General features: G+C 65.2%; 14 protein-coding genes. 9 read left to right on the top strand and 5 right to left on the bottom strand.

Going from position 1 to position 18067, the window contains the following annotated elements:
• Positions 1 to 198: 198 nt before the first annotated feature.
• Entirely contained in the window at positions 199 to 930 is a 732-nt protein-coding gene (locus ACGTN6_RS02135) for a phosphatase PAP2 family protein (protein WP_183388265.1), read from the top strand.
• A complete protein-coding gene (locus tag ACGTN6_RS02140; protein WP_394589579.1) occupies positions 927 to 2579 on the top strand; it encodes a phosphoethanolamine transferase in 1653 nt (550 codons plus the stop codon). Before ACGTN6_RS02135 ends, ACGTN6_RS02140 begins: the two co-directional genes overlap by 4 nt.
• A gap of 27 nt (positions 2580 to 2606) precedes the next feature.
• Here the strand turns inward: ACGTN6_RS02140 and ACGTN6_RS02145 are convergent, their stop codons facing one another.
• The 3 genes from ACGTN6_RS02145 to ACGTN6_RS02155 all read right to left on the bottom strand — a co-directional run bounded on the left by ACGTN6_RS02145 (position 2607) and on the right by ACGTN6_RS02155 (position 6006).
• Positions 2607 to 3134 carry an HPP family protein gene (locus ACGTN6_RS02145; RefSeq protein WP_183388264.1) on the bottom strand — a complete coding sequence of 176 codons (528 nt, stop codon included), beginning with the start codon at positions 3132 to 3134 and terminating at the stop codon, positions 2607 to 2609.
• 327 nt (positions 3135 to 3461) lie between these two features.
• Positions 3462 to 4040 (bottom strand): manganese efflux pump MntP, encoded by a 579-nt coding sequence (gene mntP / locus ACGTN6_RS02150; protein WP_394589580.1) that lies wholly within the window; start codon positions 4038 to 4040, stop codon positions 3462 to 3464.
• A gap of 325 nt (positions 4041 to 4365) precedes the next feature.
• Positions 4366 to 6006 carry an FMN-binding glutamate synthase family protein gene (locus ACGTN6_RS02155; RefSeq protein WP_394589581.1) on the bottom strand — a complete coding sequence of 547 codons (1641 nt, stop codon included), beginning with the start codon at positions 6004 to 6006 and terminating at the stop codon, positions 4366 to 4368.
• Between the two features lie 171 nt (positions 6007 to 6177).
• Here ACGTN6_RS02155 and ACGTN6_RS02160 point away from each other — a divergent pair, with 171 nt between their 5' ends.
• From ACGTN6_RS02160 to ACGTN6_RS02190, 7 genes are all read left to right on the top strand, one after another.
• Entirely contained in the window at positions 6178 to 6777 is a 600-nt protein-coding gene (locus ACGTN6_RS02160; RefSeq protein ID WP_394589582.1) for a CBS domain-containing protein, read from the top strand.
• A gap of 91 nt (positions 6778 to 6868) precedes the next feature.
• Positions 6869 to 8521 carry a GMC family oxidoreductase gene (locus ACGTN6_RS02165; RefSeq protein WP_394589583.1) on the top strand — a complete coding sequence of 551 codons (1653 nt, stop codon included), beginning with the start codon at positions 6869 to 6871 and terminating at the stop codon, positions 8519 to 8521.
• 202 nt (positions 8522 to 8723) lie between these two features.
• Positions 8724 to 8930 carry a cold-shock protein gene (locus tag ACGTN6_RS02170; protein WP_045994373.1) on the top strand — a complete coding sequence of 69 codons (207 nt, stop codon included), beginning with the start codon at positions 8724 to 8726 and terminating at the stop codon, positions 8928 to 8930.
• A 246-nt stretch (positions 8931 to 9176) separates the two neighbouring features.
• Positions 9177 to 10946, top strand: a complete 1770-nt coding sequence (locus tag ACGTN6_RS02175) for an SLC13 family permease (protein ID WP_394589584.1) — start codon at positions 9177 to 9179, stop codon at positions 10944 to 10946.
• Between the two features lie 61 nt (positions 10947 to 11007).
• Positions 11008 to 11676, top strand: a complete 669-nt coding sequence (locus ACGTN6_RS02180) for an alpha/beta hydrolase (protein ID WP_394589585.1) — start codon at positions 11008 to 11010, stop codon at positions 11674 to 11676.
• A gap of 635 nt (positions 11677 to 12311) precedes the next feature.
• Complete coding sequence (gene cqsA, locus ACGTN6_RS02185; RefSeq protein WP_394589586.1) at positions 12312 to 13505, top strand: alpha-hydroxyketone-type quorum-sensing autoinducer synthase; 1194 nt, start codon at positions 12312 to 12314, stop codon at positions 13503 to 13505.
• 309 nt (positions 13506 to 13814) lie between these two features.
• Positions 13815 to 14033 (top strand): hypothetical protein, encoded by a 219-nt coding sequence (locus tag ACGTN6_RS02190; protein ID WP_394589587.1) that lies wholly within the window; start codon positions 13815 to 13817, stop codon positions 14031 to 14033.
• 101 nt (positions 14034 to 14134) lie between these two features.
• Here ACGTN6_RS02190 and ACGTN6_RS02195 read toward each other — a convergent pair whose 3' ends face one another.
• Both ACGTN6_RS02195 and ACGTN6_RS02200 read right to left on the bottom strand, forming a co-directional pair.
• On the bottom strand, positions 14135 to 15550 hold the full coding sequence (locus ACGTN6_RS02195; RefSeq protein WP_394589588.1) for a PhoH family protein: 1416 nt from the start codon (positions 15548 to 15550) through the stop codon (positions 14135 to 14137).
• Between the two features lie 325 nt (positions 15551 to 15875).
• Entirely contained in the window at positions 15876 to 17969 is a 2094-nt protein-coding gene (locus tag ACGTN6_RS02200) for a TonB-dependent copper receptor (protein WP_394589589.1), read from the bottom strand.
• Positions 17970 to 18067: the final 98 nt, after the last annotated feature.

Raw genomic sequence — 18067 nt, forward strand, 5'->3', positions numbered from 1 at the left:
AGATGAGAGGCGGGCGGCCTGGCAGAGCGGCGTGCCCCGTCTGGCGCCATGGTAGCCGACAATCGCGGCTTGGCGGGAGTCGTTGCCCGGCGACGCCGCAACATGGCCACGTTAAGGCCTGGTTAAGTTTGGATTAAGTCCCGGGTAAGCCTGGAGGCGCAGGATACGTGGCGTTTTCCTCCTCGCCTCGGGGCTACCATGCCGACTTCCCTGCCACCTTCTCGCTTGTCTGTCTTCTGGCCTCGCCTGCTGCTGGCCTGGGCGGGCTTTGCCGCGCTGATGCTGGCATTCGCGCGGCTGGGGCTCGACTTCCGCCTCGCCGATTTCTTCTACCGGCTCGAAGGCGGCGAGTGGTCGCTCCGCCATGGTGCGCTCACCGAGGCCCTGTTGCATGAGGGCGGTCGCGATCTCAGCCAGGCCATGGGCGGCGCGGTGATCCTGGCGCTGGCGCTGAGCCACGGGCTGGCGCCGCTGCGCCCCTGGCGGCGCCCGCTGTGGTTCCTGTTCCTGGCGGTGGCCGGGTCGACGCTGGCGGTATCGACCCTCAAGCAGCTGGTCAGCATGGAGTGCCCCTGGGACCTGACGCGCTACGGTGGCTGGGCGCCGTTCATCGGCCTGTTCGAGGCGCGCCCGGCGGGTTTTCCCGACACCGCCTGTTTTCCCGCCGGGCATGCCAGCGCTGGCTATGCCTGGGTCGCGCTGTTTCCCTTCCTCACGGCCGTTCAGCCGCGCTGGCGCTGGTGGGGGCTGGCCGTCGGCCTGGGGTTGGGGCTCGTCTTCGGCGTCGCCCAGCAGCTGCGCGGCGCTCACTTTCTCTCCCATGACCTCTGGACGCTGATGCTGTGCACCACGATCAGCGCCGTGGCGGCCCATTGGCTGCTGTCGGGTCGACCCGTTACCTCCCTTACGCTCGCAGAGACCCCCGCATGATGTCACTCCCCGATGCCCCGGGCCTTCGTCGCACCCGGCGTTGGCTGCCGTCTCCTCGGTTGTCCCCCGAAGCGCTGACCCTGCTGGTCTGCGTGGTCTTCACGCTGCTCTACAACGGGCCTTTCTGGCACGGCATGCTGGCGGACGCGCCGCTCGTTTCGGTGGCCGCCTGGGAAAGCCTGTCGGTGGAGGCCCTGGTGTTGACCGTCCTGCAGTTCGTGGTGTTCCTGCCGTTCATGACACGCCACACGGTGCGGCCGCTGCTGAGCCTGCTGGTGATCCTCGCCGCGGTGGTGAACTACTTCACTACTCGCTATGGCACGCACTTCGATACCACCATGATCGACAACGTGCTGCAGACCGACACCCGCGAGGCCGGCGAGCTGCTGACTCCGTCATTTGCCCTGTACCTGCTGCTGTATGCCGGCCTGCCGGTACTGCTGCTGTGGTGCGTGCGATTGACGGCGAGCCGCTGGCCAAGGGCGCTGCTGCGTCGCTCGGGCTATCTGGTCGGCGCCGTGGCGGTGCTGGCGGCGTCGCTGATGATCGGCTATCAGGGGCTGTCCTCGGAGATGCGCAATCGGCCAGCGCTGCGCTACCTGGTCACGCCGGGCAACGCGCTGGTGTCTACCGGGCAGGTGATGGCGGCCAGCGATCCGCTGCCTGCCGAGCGTTTGCCGCTCGGCGAGGATGCGGTGAAGGGCGTGGAGGGCGACAAGCCGCGCCTGCTGGTGCTGGTGGTCGGCGAGACGATGCGCGCCGCCGACTGGGGGCTGGACGGCTATGAACGCCAGACCACGCCGCGGCTGGCCGAGCGTGACCTGGTCAATTTCACCGACGTCAGCAGCTGCGGCACCAGCACCGCGGTGTCGGTGCCCTGCATGTTCGCGCCGGGCGGCCGCGGCGAACAGAGCGAGCGCGAGATCAAGAGCCACGAATCGCTGCTGGACGTGCTGTCCCATGCCGGTTTTCGGGTGCTGTGGCTGGACAACCAGTCCGGCTGCAAGGGCGTCTGCCAGGGCGTGGAAACGCGCCAGATCGCCGCGCAGGATCATCCCGCCCAGTGCCCGGACGGCGAATGCCTGGACGGTGCCCTGTTCGAGGAGGCGGCCCGGGTGGCCAAAGGCGTCGACCGGGATACGGTGCTGGTGCTGCATCAGCTCGGTAACCACGGCCCCAGCTACTATGCCCGCTATCCCGATGATTACCGCGTCTATACTCCGACCTGCGACAGCGCCGAGCTGAGCCAGTGCGATCGCCAGGCGGTGGTGAACAGCTACGACAACGCCGTGCGCTACACCGATGCGCTGCTCGACGGCTTGATCGGGGATCTCGCATCCCTGCCGGGGGTGGACACGGCGATGCTCTATGTCGCCGATCACGGCGAGTCGCTGGGCGAGCACGGACTGTATCTCCACGGCCTGCCCTATGCCATCGCGCCCGACGAGCAGACCCATGTGCCGATGGTGTGGTGGTCGTCAGCCGGGTTCGACGCCACGGCAGGGCTGGACGACAGTTGCCTGGCCGAACGGGCCAAGCGGCCAGCGAGCCACGCCAACCTGTTCCATACCGTGCTGGGCGTGCTGGGCGTGGAGACGCGGGTGCTGCAGCCCGAGCGTGACCTGACGCGCGACTGCCGGGGCGGCTGAGAGCGCCGCGACGCTACCCTGGGCGGGCTACCAGTGGCGGGGGTAGCGGCGGTGGCGGGCCAGGTTGTTGACGAGGATGGCGACCAGCAGCATCACCACGCAGCCGAGCCCCACCGGCACCAGCGGGAAGGCCCAGCCCAGGGCGTGAACCTCGGGGCCTCCGATCACCGCGATCAGTGCGGCGGCCGCGCCGGGGGGATGCACGGTCTGGGTCAGCTGCATCACCAGTACTGCCAGTGATACCGCCAGGGCCACGGTCAGTGCCGTGGCGCCCAGCAGCTGGAAACAGCCCACGCCGATCAGCGCCGACAGCACGCTGCCCAGCAGCACGTTGCGAGGCTGGGCGAAGGGGCTCTCGGGGGCGGCGTAGATCAGCACCGAGGTGGCGCCGAAGGAGCCGACGATCAGCAGGTGGTGGGCCAGCCACTGCTCGCCGAGCCAGGCCACGGCGCTCATGCCGATGAAGGCGCCGAGCCAGGACCAGCAGGCGTCGCGCCAGTCGATGTCGTCGCGGCGATAGCGGTTACCGCGCATCTTGTTGAAATAGGTCTTCATTGTCGCTTTCGTGCGCAAAAAGGGTGCGACATGGTGTCAGGATGCACCAAGAAGGTAAAGACAGGGGGCGGGGTCACCAGGGTTATCGCAGATAACTCCATCGTTCGGGCTGATCCGGCGACAGGTCGACGAGGGGCGCTATGAACCCCTCCTTGGGCGCTACTTTGGCCCTGCAGCGCTCTCGCATCCTGCGCCGCTAGCAGGACCGGTGCTGGCCATCCTTGGCCAACCCGTTCGGCGGAATCCGCCTCACCCATGGCCAAAAACCCCCTCGACGACCCGTCCCCGGCGCCCTCGCCATGGCCAACAGCGATAGCCAGAGTAGGGTCACCAGAGCCCCAGGTGCTGGGTCAGGATGGTGGTGCCGATGCCGATCAGCACCACCCCGCCGAGCACCTCGGCCCGCTGGCCGATCAGCACGCCGAGGCGGCGGCCCAGCATCACGCCAAGCGTCGCCATCAGGGTGGTGGCGGCACCGATCGCCAGGGCGGTCAACAGGATGTTGGCTTCCATGAAGGCCAGGCCGATGCCCACGGTCAGGGCGTCGATGCTGGTGATCACCGCGGTGGCGGCGATCATCCACCAGGCGTAGCGACCCGGAGTGGCGGCGGGGGCTTCGTCGTCCGTTTCCGGCGTGGCCAGCCCGGCGAGGATCATGCGCACCCCCAGGGCCAGCAGGAGACCGAACACCACCCAGTGGTCCCAGGCCGCGATATGGTGGGCCGCGCCCACGCCCAGGGTCCAGCCGATCAGCGGCGTCAGGCCCTCGACGATGCCGAAGATCAGGCCGGTGCGCAGGGCTTCCCGAAAACGTGGATGCTCGACTGCGGCACCCTTGCTGACGGCCGCGGCGAAGGCATCGGTGGACATCGAGAAGGCGAGCAGGGTGGTGGAAAGCAGGGTCATGGGAGTCACGCGTAGCGGTCGGGCGATTTACCATGACGACACGACGCGCCCGACCTTGGGCGTCGTACCGTCGATGGTCTCGCCAACCTGGCGCGGCGCGATACGTTAGCGTATCGAGCGACGCGCCGGTGCACCTGCCACGGCATCTGGCCGACTATGTTGACAGGCGCTCTCACACGTCGGGTGTGAGCCAGCTACTCCCCAGCGATGGTGTAGTCCGGTCTGACGGGACGATAGCGTGAGCCCATGACCGGAATGGGCGTAGCCTACCATCGCCGCAGGGCGGATGCATCTCGCGCGTTGCTCATAAGCGTCCGGGTGTTGCTTACACCAGCTTGCTGTCGCGCAGGCGCTGGAGGTCGATCGGTGGCGCCCAGCTGTCGGCCGTGGCCGCGTCCCAGTAGTCGGCGAACACCGGGTGGCGGGAGGCGCCGCCTTCCAGCAGTTCGTCGGGCGCCAACAGGTCGAAGAGGGTAGAAAAACTTCTGACCTCATGCCGCGAGACTCGGCGGCTGATGTGCTCTGGGCCCAGCTGGGAGGGATGCGTCAGCCCGGCGGCACCCAGCATCTCCGCCAGGGCCTCGCGGGTGCTGGCCTGGAAGCGCTCGACTCGCTCGGCCTTGAGCGGTACGTCGAGCCGGCTGCCGCGCAGACGATTCTGGGTGGCCACGCCGCTGGGACAGCGGTCGGTGTGGCAACTGCGCGCCTGGATGCAGCCCAGCGAGAACATGAAGCCCCTTGCCGAGTTGCACCAATCGGCGCCTAGCGCCAGGGTGCGGGCGACGTCGAAGGCACTGATCACCTTGCCGGCGGCGCCGACGCGCACCTTTTCGCGCAGGCCGGCCCCGACCAGAGCGTTGTGCACCAGCAGCAGGGCGTCGGTGAGCGGCATGCCCAGTCGGTTGATGAACTCCAGCGGTGCGGCTCCGGTGCCGCCCTGGCCGCCGTCTACCACCACGAAGTCGGGGTGCTCGCCTTGCTCGCGCATCGCCTTGACCAGGGCGAACCACTCCCAGGGGTGGCCGATGGCCAGTTTGATGCCCACCGGTTTGCCGCCCGAGAGCTCGCGCAGTCGGCAGATGAAGTCGATCAGCTCGCGGGGCGTGGTGAAGGCGCTATGGGACGCCGGCGACACCACGTCGTGTCCCTCGGGGACCTCGCGGGTGGCGGCGATCTCGGCGGTTACCTTGGCCCCGGGCAGGATGCCGCCATGGCCTGGCTTGGCGCCCTGGGAGAGCTTGATCTCGATCATCTTGATCGCGTCATCGGTGGCCTGCTCGGCGAAGCGCCGAGCGTCGAAGCCGCCTTCGGCGTCGCGGCACCCGAAGTAGCCGGAGCCGATCTCCCACACCAGGTCGCCGCCGCGGCGGTGATAGGGCGAGATGCCGCCTTCGCCGGTGTCATGGTAGAAACCGCCGCGCCGGGCGCCGTCGTTAAGGGCACTGATGGCATTGGGCGACAGGGCGCCGAAGCTCATCGCCGAGACGTTGAGCACGCTGGCCGCGTAGGGGCGGGCCCGGCCGGCACCGACGGTGACGCGAAAGTCATTGTCGCTGATCGCTGCCGGCGCCAGGGAGTGGTTCATCCACTCGTAGCCGGGCGCCTGCATGTCGCGCAGCGAGCCGAAGGGCTGCTTGTCGATGGTGCCCTTGGCGCGCCGGTAGACCAGGCTGCGCTGTTCCCGTGAGAAGGGCACTTCCTCGGTGTCGCGCTGGATGAAGTACTGGCGGATCTCGGGGCCGAAGGATTCCAGCAGGTAGCGCAGGTGGGCGGTCACCGGATAGTTGCGGCTGACCGTGTGCCGGCGCTGGATGAGATCGTGGGTACCCATGGCGGCCAGCAAGGCGCAGGCCAGGGCGGCGAGCCCCCAGTTCCAGCCCGGCGCCAGGGCCAGGCCGAGCAGGCAGACGGCGAGCCCGAGCAGGCTCAGGGCATAGACGAGAAAGCGGCGGGGCGGTCGCGACATGTCGCACTCCATTGCGGCGGAATGCCTGCCATTGCATGCCTCGGACGGAGGACTGTCAATCGCGAGCCTGCGGCGTCGAATCTCTTAAGGTTCTCTTAAGCTGGGGAGGTCCAGTGTAGGGATAACCCGGCGTGACTTGCCGGTGATGCCCGTCAAAGGAGCCAAAACATCATGCCTACCCTGACCACTTCTCCCGCACGCCTGGACACCCTTTCGGCGCACACTCCAATCGCCAAGCCGGTTCCTCCGCGGCTTTCGCCGGACAGCCCGGCACTGACGGTACTGACGGATTTCCAGCACGTCGCCCCGCTCACCGTACCGGCCGACACCTCGATCATCGATGCTCGCAAGGTCATGGAGCACGGCGGGGTGCGCCTACTGCTGGTGGTCGACCACGACGGCGACTGTCTCGGCGTGCTCAACGCCCGCGACGTGATTGGCGGTCGTCGCACCACCCAGGCCATGCAGGGCAGCGGCATCGCCCGCGAGGACGTGACCGCCCGCATGGTGCAGACTCCTTGCGCAGAGCTGCGGTCACTGTCGATGGAGCGCATGGCGAGCCTGACCATCGGCCAACTGGTGCGCGACCTTGAGGCCTTCGGCGATCAGCATCTGCTGGTCACCGAGACCGATCGTCGAGGGCAGCGGCGCATCCGCGGCGTGGTTTCGGCGGCCGACATTGGCCGGGCGTTGGGCAGCGACATGACCACGTTGCCGGAGGCGCGCAGCTTCTCCGACATCTGCCGCGTGGTGCTGGGCCACGAGCTGTGAGCGTCCGGCTGCTGTCTCGACCAAGGCCGCAGTGACAGACGGATGAGGTCGCGCGACGCTGGACGCCGGAGTCGACAAGGAGACAGTCCCCGTGAGCGTCGTCGCGACCTTCGACCATATTATCGTGGGCGCCGGTACCGCCGGCTGCCTGCTCGCCAATCGCCTCAGCGCCGACCCCCGGCGACGGGTGCTGCTGATCGAGGCCGGCGGCCGCGACCGCTACCCGTGGATCCACATCCCGGTAGGCTATCTCTACTGCATCGATAACCCGCGCACGGACTGGCGCTTCCGCACCGAGCCGACACCGGGGCTCAATGGCCGCTCGCTGCTCTATCCGCGCGGCAGGACCCTGGGCGGCTGCTCGAGCATCAACGGCATGATCTACATGCGTGGCCAGGCCCGTGACTACGATCATTGGGCCGAGGTCACCGGTGACGAAGCCTGGCGTTGGGAGAACTGCCTGCCCGATTTCATGCGCCATGAAGATCACTACCGGCTGGACCCCGGCGACGACGCCGACGCCGCTCATCGCGACTTCCACGGTCACGGCGGCGAATGGCGGGTGGAGCGACAGCGCCTCAAGTGGCAGGTGCTGGATGACTTCGCCGAGGCCGCCGTCCAGGCGGGCATCCCACGCACCGACGACTTCAACCGCGGCTGCAACGAGGGCGTTGACTACTTCGAGGTCAACCAGCGCTCGGGCTTTCGCTGGAATACCGCCAAGGCTTTCCTGCGTGGCGCCGAGAAGCGTCCCAATCTGACCCTCTGGCATTCCAGCCAGGTGCAGCGGCTGACCTTCACGGCGGGAGAGGGTGGTCGACCCCGCTGCAGCGGCGTGTGCGTCATGCGGGACGGTGAGATCGTCGAGGCGGCGGCGAACCGTGGCGTGGTGCTGTCTGCCGGCGCCATCGGCTCGCCGCAGCTGCTGCAGCTCTCCGGTATCGGGCCGGCGGCGCGGCTCGCCGAGCATGGCATCCCGCTGGTCCACGACCTGCCCGGGGTAGGGGAGAATCTTCAGGATCACCTGCAGATTCGCGCCGTCTTTCGGGTTACCGGCGCTCGGACCCTCAACACCCTGGCCGGGACCTGGGCCGGCAAGGCGCGTATCGGCCTGGAGTACCTGCTGAAGCGTTCGGGACCCATGAGCATGGCGCCGTCACAGCTCGGCGCTTTCACCCGCAGCTCGCCTGAACTTGCTCATCCCAACCTGGAATATCACGTCCAGCCGCTGAGCTTGGAAGCCTTCGGCCAGCCGCTGCACGACTTTCCGGCGATCACCGCCAGCGTGTGCAATCTCAATCCCACCAGTCGCGGAACGGTGCGCCTCGCCTCGCGGGATCCGGCCGCGGCGCCGCGTATCGCACCCAACTACCTGGCAACCGAGGACGATCGCCGAGTCGCCGCGGATTCCCTGCGCCTGACTCGCCACATCGCCGCACAGCCGGCTTTCGCTCGCTACGCGCCCGAGGAAGTCAAGCCGGGGGTGCAGTACGAGAGTGACGAGGATCTGGCGCGGCTGGCCGGCGAGATCGGCACCACTATCTTTCACCCGGTGGGCACCACCGCCATGGGCCGCGACGATGACCCCATGGCGGTGGTCGATTCGCACCTGCGGGTGCGTGGCGTGGAGGGGCTGCGCGTGGTGGATGCTGGCGTGATGCCCACCATCACCAGCGGCAACACCAACTCGCCGACCCTGATGATCGCCGAGAAGGCGGCCGCCTGGCTGTGTGCGGAAACGTAACGGGGTTGTCACACGACGCAAATAGTGTTTGACCTGCGCCCCTCGAGGGCGCATGCTGGAAGCAGTTGGTTGGCAAGTCGAACATCGCAAGTGGTCATCGAAGGCTGAATAGCGTCGGTCGCCCGGTGAAAGTTTCTTGTTTACCCACTGCAACTCGGGTATTCCCCCGGCTACAAATCACGCTATTCGAGGCATTCGAAACATGGCTACCGGTACCGTCAAGTGGTTCAACGACACCAAAGGCTACGGCTTCATCTCTCCGGACGACAACGGTGACGACCTGTTCGCTCACTTCTCCGAGATCCAAGCCGACGGCTTCAAGTCTCTGCAGGATGGCCAGAAGGTTTCCTTCGAGGTCACTCAGGGCAAGAAAGGCCTGCAGGCTTCCAACATCAAGGTCATCGACTAAGCGTCTGACCGTGATGTTCGCTACCCCAGAGTAGCGAGACTCAAGGCCCGCCTCGGCGGGCCTTGTGCGTTGTGGCCTCGCCGCGCACTCTGCTCTTCCCTCTTCCCTCTTCCCTCTTCCCTCTTCCCTCTTCCCTCTTCCCTCTTTTATCTCTTTTTCTTCTAGATCAATTTCTACAAATAACTTTCAGGCATATTCGCGTACCGTCACAATGGGGTGATTTCTCATTTTTCACGTGGATGCCTCATGCCCTTGGATGCCTGGCTGACGATTGCCGTGGTGGTCGTCGTCTTTACCCTGATGGCGATGACTCGGATCGGGACCGACATGATCCTGCTCGGAGCCGTGATCGGGCTGCTGACCCTGGGGGTCATCGACCCGAACCAGGCGCTGGCAGGGTTTTCCAACAGCGGTCTGTTCACCGTGGCCTTCATGTACGTACTGGTGGCCAGCATTCGCGAAACCGGCGGCATCGACCTGATCATCCGTTACGTGCTGGGACGTCCCGCCAGCGAGGCCGGGGCGCAGTGTCGCTTGTTGCTGCCGGTGGCCGCCATCAGCGGTTTTCTCAACAATACTCCCGTCGTGGCCACCTATATTCCCGCGGTGCTTGGCTGGAGCCGGCGCCTGGGAATGCCGGCCTCGCGTTTTCTGATGCCGCTGAGCTTTGCTTCCATCCTCGGCGGCACCGTGTCGCTGCTCGGCACCAGCACCAATCTGGTGGTCAATGGCCTGCTGATCGAGCGCTATCCGTCGCTGGCCATGGGGCTCTTCGACATCGCCTGGGTCGGGGTGCCGGTGGCGGTGGTCGGCGTCGCTTACCTGCTGGTAGTGGGCCGCCACCTGCTCGCCCAGCGCGGCAGCGCCACCCAGGTGTTCGAGAATCCCCGTGAGTTCACCATCGAGATGGAGGTCGATCCCGATGGACCGATGGTCGACCGGACGGTCGAGGAGGCCGGCTTGCGCCACCTCCAGGAGCTGTTTCTGGTCGAGATCGAGCGCGGCGGCAACGTGGTCAGCGTGGTGGGGCCCGGCGAGAAGCTAAAGGGCAATGATCGCCTGGTGTTCGCCGGGACCTCGGCGGGCGCCGTGGAGCTGCAGCAGATCCGTGGCCTGATGCCCTCCCACCAGGGCGAGTCGAGTCTGGAGAAGGACTTCAAGGAACGCCGCCTGGTCGAGGCGGTGGTCTCGGATCAGTGCCAGTTCATCGGCCAGCGTATCCGTGAGGGACACTTTCGTACCCTTTACGGGGCCGCGGTGCTGGCGGTGTGTCGGGGCGGCGAACGTGTCGCCGGCAACCTTGGGCAGATTCGCCTGCAACCGGCGGACGTGCTGTTGCTCGAGGCGCGACCGCCGTTCATCGAGCGCCACCGTCAGTCGCGGGATTTCCTGCTGATCAGCCAGGTCAACGGCTCGGCGCGCCCCAATCACGAAAAGGCCTGGCTGGCCTGGAGCATTCTGCTCGGCGTGGTGATGCTGGCCACCTTCGGCGTAATGAGCATGCTCAATGCCGCCATGCTCGGTGCAGCGGCCTCGGTGCTTACCGGCTGCTGCTCGGTGGGCGCTGCCAAGCGCGGCATGGACACTCGGGTACTGCTGACCATTGCCGCCTCCTTCGGGTTAGGAGCGGCGCTGGAGAGTTCCGGCGCTGCGGTGAGCATGGCCACTGCCGGCCTGGCCTATATCGATGGCAGTCCCTGGCTGCTGTTGGCCGGCGTCTACGTGATGGTGGCGCTGCTGACCTCACTGGTCACTAACAATGCCGCGGCGGTGATCACCTTTCCCATCGTTACTGCCGCCGCCGAGAACCTGGGCGTCAGCATCATGCCCTACGTGGTGGCGGTGATGTTTGCCGCCTCGGCCAGCTTCCTGACGCCGATTGGCTATCAGACCAACCTGATGGTCTATGGCCCCGGGGGCTATCACCTCAAGGACTACCTGCGCGTGGGCGGGCCGCTGAATCTGCTGACCGCGGCGGTGGCGCTGGTGTTGATTCCGCTCGTCTGGCCGTTCTGACACCCCTCGCCGACGTGGGCGCTTTGCGCTAGGGTGTCGCTTTTGTGCTGGAGACGAGCCCATGAGTGCACCCGACGAGCTGATCATCGAGCCGCGTAGCGGTCGACCCGCCGATGCCTGCGTGTTCATCCTTCATGGCCTGGGGGCCGACGGACACGACTTCGAGCCGCTGGTACCCGCCCTGGGGCTGCCCGAGGGGCTCGATGCCCGCTTCATCCTGCCCCATGCGCCGCGCTTGCCGGTGACCATCAACGGCGGCATGGTCATGCCGGCTTGGTACGACATCAAGGAAATGAGCCTTGACCGTCGAGTCGACGAGGCGCAGCTCAAGGCCTCCGCCGAGCGGATCCAGGGCCTCGTTCGCGAGCAGATCGAGCACGGTATCCCCGCCGAGCGGATCATCTTGGCCGGCTTCTCTCAAGGCGGTGCCGTGGCATACCAGGCGGCGCTCACCTTCCCCGAGCGGCTGGGCGGGCTGCTGGCGATGTCCACTTACCTGGCCACGGTCGACAGCCTCGAGCCCGCGGCAGCCAATCGCGACCTGCCCATCGAGATTCACCACGGCAATCTCGACCCGGTAGTGCCCGAGGCGCTGGGCCTGGCCGCTCGCGACCGTCTCGAGGCCATGGGTTACCCCGTCCACTATCGCCAGTATCCCATGGCCCATGCGGTCTGCCCGCAGCAGGTGGCCGACATTGGCCGTTGGCTCGCCGAACGGCTGACCCGTTGAGACGCGCCGCCTCGGCAGATGACGGGCTCTTTGACTGGCCGGGGCGTGCTCTATGCGAGCGTGACGAGACGGGCTCCCTCTAGCGGCTGAGCGATGGTGAAGATATCCAACGTCTCAACCATCGCAAGGGAGTCTCTGGATATCGTGTCGACACGAGAGTCGTCACCGGCCCGTTGGCCCACCGCCGGCCTAATGAGCTATCGGTGGGCCGGTGCGATGAGAACTTAAGCATGAGAGGGCGGCGTCGTCCATGCTAGCAATGAGGCGCTGCAGACGCCTAATGGCTGGCTTTCTACCGAAGTATTGTTGGTCAATGGATATCGAAATTAGCATAGAGAATGCTTGTTCTTCTTTCTATTCACCGAGACGTGACGATCTTGAATTAGTGAACTACGATGAACTGTGCCGCCTGATGCATCGTTAGGGAAAGCGAAAACACGGTTCTTTGTGTTTCATTGACATTCTCGTATTTCATGTAGATGACTTTCTCCTTTCGATTTGATGGCTGTCGCGGCGGACGTAAAGGTGCCGTAACTTCCGAGCTGCCAGACGAAGAAGGATGAGCTCTCGAAGCGCACCGATGTTGCTGTTTCGCCATTTGACACTATGGATGGATTGGAAAGGAGTCTTGTGCTATGGGAATGGAGGCCAAGGCAGTTCAGTTGCCTGACGTGTTTCAGGATAGGCTGGATTGCTTTATTCACGATCTTATAGAGCAAAACGATAGCGGGAAACATCTGGTGTTGGGAAGGCGGCCCTCCCAAGGTGATATCGTTCTGCAAAGCAATGATTATCTTAGCCTGGCCAATCATTCATCGATTCAGGCTCGTTTAAAAGAAGCGATTGAGAAAAGTCAGGACAGCGTGTTCATGTCCGCTATCTATCTGCAGGATGAAGCATCCAAACCCAGCCTGGAACATCAGCTTGCAGACTACGTGAATTTCAACTCCTGTTTATTGTCACAGTCTGGCTGGAACGCCAATGCAGGGTTGCTTCAAACCGTGTGTCCTCCCGGTTGCAATGTTTACATAGATTTTTTTGCGCATATGTCGATATGGGAAGGGGCTCGCTATGCCGATGCCAATATCCATCCTTTCCTGCATAACAGCTGTGATCATTTGATAAAACAGATCAAGCGCTATGGCCCTGGGCTGATCGCAGTCGACTCTATCTACAGTACCATTGGCACGGTGGCCCCCCTCGTCGATCTGGTAAGAATTGCCAAGGATACTGGCTGTGCCATTCTGGTCGATGAGTCGCACTCTCTTGGTACACATGGCGAAAAGGGGGGCGGCCTGCTCTCTGAGTTAGGGCTTTCTCGCCAGGTCGATTTCATGACAGCCAGCCTTGCCAAGACATTTGCCTATCGTGCGGGCGCGATATGGGTCAACAACAGTGCCAATCAATGCATTCCCTTTGTCGGGTTTCCTGCCATATTCAGTTCCTGCATATTGCCCTATGAGATAGAGGCAATAGAGGAGACGCTTGATGTCGTCAAGAAGTCGGATGAAAGGAGAGATCGACTTTTCAATAACTCACGCACGTTGAGAGAAGGGCTGAGAGAGATAGGTGTTGAGACTCGCAGTCAGTCCCAGATCGTGGCGCTGGAGACGGGGGAAAGAAGAAACACCGAAAGAGTGAGGGATCATCTGGAGGATTGCGGTGTCTTTGGGGCGGTTTTCTGTAGCCCTGCTACCACTGAGAAAAAGAATCTCATTCGTTTCTCATTGAACAGCTCTGTCACCGAAGCACAGATTGATCATATCCTGTCAGTGTGCCAAGGCATAGTGAATGACAGCGATCTGTTTATCAAGCAATCGACAGGGTAAGTCGGTTCGTTGGTTCAGGCCTGGAGGCGGATATGGCGCCCCCTTCGTTGGTGACGATGGCTGGTATTCATGTCACGCGATGGCTCCGAAGCCTTGGATCATCGGCCAAGGCCCACCATTGCCGGAAATTGACATCGGTCATCACAGCAGGCTCCTGTCGTTGGCTCACATGAGCTTGCACGTCGGTGCCCATAAGGGGAGGGCCATTGCGGCAACCGGCTTCGTCGTCTCCAGGACGAGATGACTGGCCTACGCGGTGTGGGCTGGGGCAGGATAGGGCGGTGTGATCCATATCGACAGGAGGAGCCGATGACACTCTCCGAAGATTTTCGGTTGCCCGTGGCCTGCCCCAACTGCGGCAGCCATCGGATGCGGGTCTCCAGTGTGAAGAATCCCGACGACCATGTGCATTGCGCTTCCTGCCAGCGCTTCGTGTGTCTTTACCACGAGGCACAGACGGTCTTGCGCAAGGGCCCCGGCAGTGAAAGTGAGGCGGTGATCGAGAAAGCAGTCAACCGCGGCGGCTGAGCGCTTCCGCGCCCGTTGTCTGCGCGACCTTGGCCACCACGCAGACGGGCCGGCGCCCTTTCGGCGTCGGCCCGTATCGTTTCAGTAGCGGATGGTGGAGGCTAGAGCAGTTCCTCGCCGGCCAGCGCCAGGCGTGAACGCTCCACGCTCTTCAGGGTGACATGTCCGGCGTGGGGCCAGTCGCGGAAGCGCTGGACCACTGCGGCCATGCCGCAGGTGTTGGCGGTGAGGTAGGGTGTGTCGATCTGCCCCACGTTTCCCAGGCAGACGATTTTGGTGTTGCGCCCGGCGCGTGTGAGCAGCGACTTGAGCTGCTTGGGCGTGAAGTTCTGTGCCTCGTCGATGATCAGGAAGGTGTCGTTGAGAGTGCGGCCGCGCATGAAGCCCGGGGCGCGAATCTGTACCCGCGAGCCGAGCAGCTGGCGAGTGGCTTCCTGGTTCCAGGCGGTGCTGCCGTCGTGCTCGTCGCGCAGCAGGTTGTCCATGTTGTCGTGGAAGGCGCCCATCCAGGGCGACATCTTCTCCTCCTCCGTGCCGGGCAGGTAACCGATGTCCTCGCTCATCGAGATCGGCGCTCGGGTGAAGACGATGCGCTCGAAGCGCTTGGCGTCCAGGGTCTGCTGGAAGGCGGCGGCGAGCGTCATGAAGGTCTTGCCGGTGCCGGCGCTGCCGGCGATGGTGACCAGGTCGATGTCGTCGTCCATCAGCAGGTTAAGGGTGAAGTTCTGTCGGCTGTCATGGGCGTGTACCCCCCATACGCTGGCACCGTGCCGATAGTTGGTGAGCAGCTCGAGATGGGCGTGTTTCGGCCCGAGGTCGCGGATCACTGCCTCGAAGCTGGCCTCGTCATCGCTGTCGGAGACCAGCATGCCCAGGTGCCAGTCGGCGGGGATCTCGCCGGTCAGGCGATAGACCACGCGGCCGTTGTCCTCGCGATCGACCTTCACCTCGGTCTTGAGGCTTTCCCACAGGCCACTGCCGTCGTGGCCCGCTTCGGGATAGACGCGGGCGCCGCCGAGCATGGCATCGCTGTCGTCGAAGGCGCGATCGGTGAGGTAGTCTTCCACCGGCACGCCCACCGCCGCAGCCTTGACCCGCAGGTTGATATCCTTGGTGACCAGGATCACCGAGGCGTCGGGGCGCTCGTCGCGCAGGCGGCAGGTCTCGGTGAGCAGACGATTGTCGGGGCTGTCCTCCAGATGGTCCGGGATCGAGAGGTCGTCGTAGCAGAGCAGTCGCAGCCGCCCCTCGGGGCCGGTGAGGCGAGGGATGGGAATGCCGTCGCGAATCTGGCCGAGATCGACATTGGTGGTGAGGTCCGAAAGGGTCCGGCTGACCTGCCGGGCGGTATGGGCGATCTCGCGGATGCCGTTCTTGTGCTTGTCGAGCTCCTCGAGCACGGTCATCGGGATGACCACTTCGTGCTCATCAAACTGATAGAGGGCGGCGGGGTCGTGGATCAGGACGTTGGTGTCCAGCACGTAAAGCCGGGTGGCTTTCTTGTCGATGCGTACCATCGGCGCAGCTCTCCTGATAGTCACCGGATCGACGTCAAAGATGACGCCTCGATGTCGACACTGTCAGCGCGGGGTGTCAGTTCCGTGACAGGCGCGACGTGCAGGGCTGTGGGATAGTGTCGTGCTCACCTCCGTTTTCATGGGACCGTCACAAAGGGCTTTCGCTCCAAGCATGGCCCAATCCCGCTGCTTTGCACAATCACCTGCTGATCGATGCTGTCTCAACGTTCGGCGGATCGGTGCCGGGGGCTTCTCCGGGGGAAGGGGACTGGACGCGGTGGTATGCGACAGGAGGGCGCCCGCCGTGGGCGGGCGCCACGCGGCCCTAGAAGTGGAAATCGAGCCGGGTCCAGAGCATCCGCCCGGGATCGTTGACGCGGGTCTCGGCGGGGTAGCCGAAGCCGGCACTGCCGGCCAGATTGAGGTGCTCGCTGTAGGTCTTGTCGAACAGGTTGTCGACGCCGGCGCTGAGCGTGAAGCGGGGATCGAGGCGGTAGGTGCCGTTGAGCGAGAAGACACCGAAGCCGGCGGCGTCGCCCAGGTCCTGGCCGACCACGTTGCCCTTCTCGAGGGCGATGCGATGCTGCGGGGCCACCAGGCGCCACAGGGCGCCGAGCGAGACGTCGTGTCGCTCGTAGGTCAGGCCGAAACGGGCCTCCAGTGGCGGTATCTGGGGCAGCGGCTCGTCGTCGCCAGCGTTGTGCCCCCAGGCGTAGGCCAGGTTCGCCTCGCCGGTCCAGTGCAGGGTCAGGTCATGGGCGATGCCCAGCTCGGCGCCGGCGATCCGGGCGTCGACGTTGTCGACGCGGGTCCTGACATCGGCATAGTCGAAGAGGATGAAGTCCTCGACGTGGCCGACGTAGCCCGAGACCCAGGCGCGGGTGCGTTCGCCCCGGTACTGGGCGCCGATATCGAGCTGGGTGGTCTTCTCCGGGGCGACGCCGTCGAAGGCGTTCAGGCTGCCGTTGGGGCCGTTCTGGTCAGGCTTGAGCTCCCAGTAGTCGGGAAAGCGCTGCACGTGACCGATGCCGGCGTACCAGGTCGCCGGGAGGGCAGCGAGATCGCGTTCGTAGCGCACGAAGCCCCCGGGCAGGGTGCGGCGCCGTGTATCGCCGGCCGTGGCGGTGTCGTCGTTCCGGTCCTCCACGCGATAGCGGTCGAGGCGCATGCCGCCGATCACGCGGCCCTGATCGCTGGCCTGCCAGGTCAGCCGCTGGAAGACGCCGAACCGGGTCCGGCCGTAGTCGCTGTTCCAGAGGCCGTCATCGTGGCGGCGATGCTCCTGGCGCCGGGCATCGACGCCGGCGATCCAGCTGATGTCGTCCCATTCCCAGGTCGAGGCGAGTCGCGCGCTGCGCGTGCGATTATCCAGCCGCATCGCCATGCCGTCGCTCATGCTCCTGCTACCCATGGCCATGCCGCCGCCCATGCCTTCCATGGGCGCGGGGTCGCGCAGGCTGACGTTGTCCATGACGTGATCGGCGTAGGCGTAGTTGGCCTGAAACTCCAGCCTGCGCCAGTGCTCGCCGAGGTTCGTCTTCTCGAGGCGCAGGCCGGCAGTCTCGCGCAGGAACTGGCTGCCGTCCATGCGTCGCCCGGCGTAGCGGGCCTCGCCGTCGCCGCGGCCGGCGCTGATCTCCAGCCAGGTATCGTCGTCCGGCGTCCAGCCGAGCGCCACATCGGTGTTCCACTTGTCCCACCGCGAGGGCACGGTGTCGCCGTCGCCATCCTGGTAGTCGTTGGCCTCGGATTCGTTGCCGATTACGCGCAGATAGCCGTCCCGGCTGCCCGCCGTGGCATCGAGGCGGCGGTCGAGGCGTCCGTAGGTGCCGGTCATGACGCTGCCGTCGACGCGAACGCCCGGGGCGTCGAAGCGCTCCGGGCCGCGGTCGAAGCGGATCGTCGCGGCCGAAGCCCCCGGACCCCAGATCACCGACTGCGGGCCCTTGGTCACGGTCAGGCGGTCGTAGGTCTCGGGCGAGATATAGGAGGTCGGCGCGTCCATGCGGTTGGGGCAGGCGCCTAGCATCTCGCTGCCGTTGGTCAGGATCTGCAGCCGCGAGCCGAACATGCCGCGGAAGACCGGGTCGCCGTTGGTGCCGCCGTTGCGGATGGCGGCGAAGCCGGGGATGGTCTTCAGGTAGTCGGCGCCATCACTCGCCGGCGCGGGCTGGCGCGGCTGCCGTGGATCGGTCTCGACCGTGATCGGCGAGCTGAGCGGCACCGCGGTGACGACCAGCGGCTTCAGGTCTTCGTGTTCCGCAGAGGGGTTGGCGCCCTGGGCCAGGCACGGGGCCGTGAGCAGGATGGTCGCCACGCTCAGCGTAGTGGCTAGCGCGCCGCGTCGGGTGAAGGGCGTGATGACACGCGCGGGCATCGACCGCGCACTCGGCGCGCGGTCGTGAGAAATCATGGGCATGAGCTTCCCTTGATGTCGAATCGGTGGTCTTTCCGGGCAGGTGGCAGCGCGACGCTCGGCGTCGTGGCCGGGGCCGGGAAGGGATCAGCGGTCAGCAG

The sequence above is a fragment of the Halomonas sp. B23F22_20 genome, from assembly GCF_043496985.1.
Lineage (GTDB): Bacteria > Pseudomonadota > Gammaproteobacteria > Pseudomonadales > Halomonadaceae > Halomonas.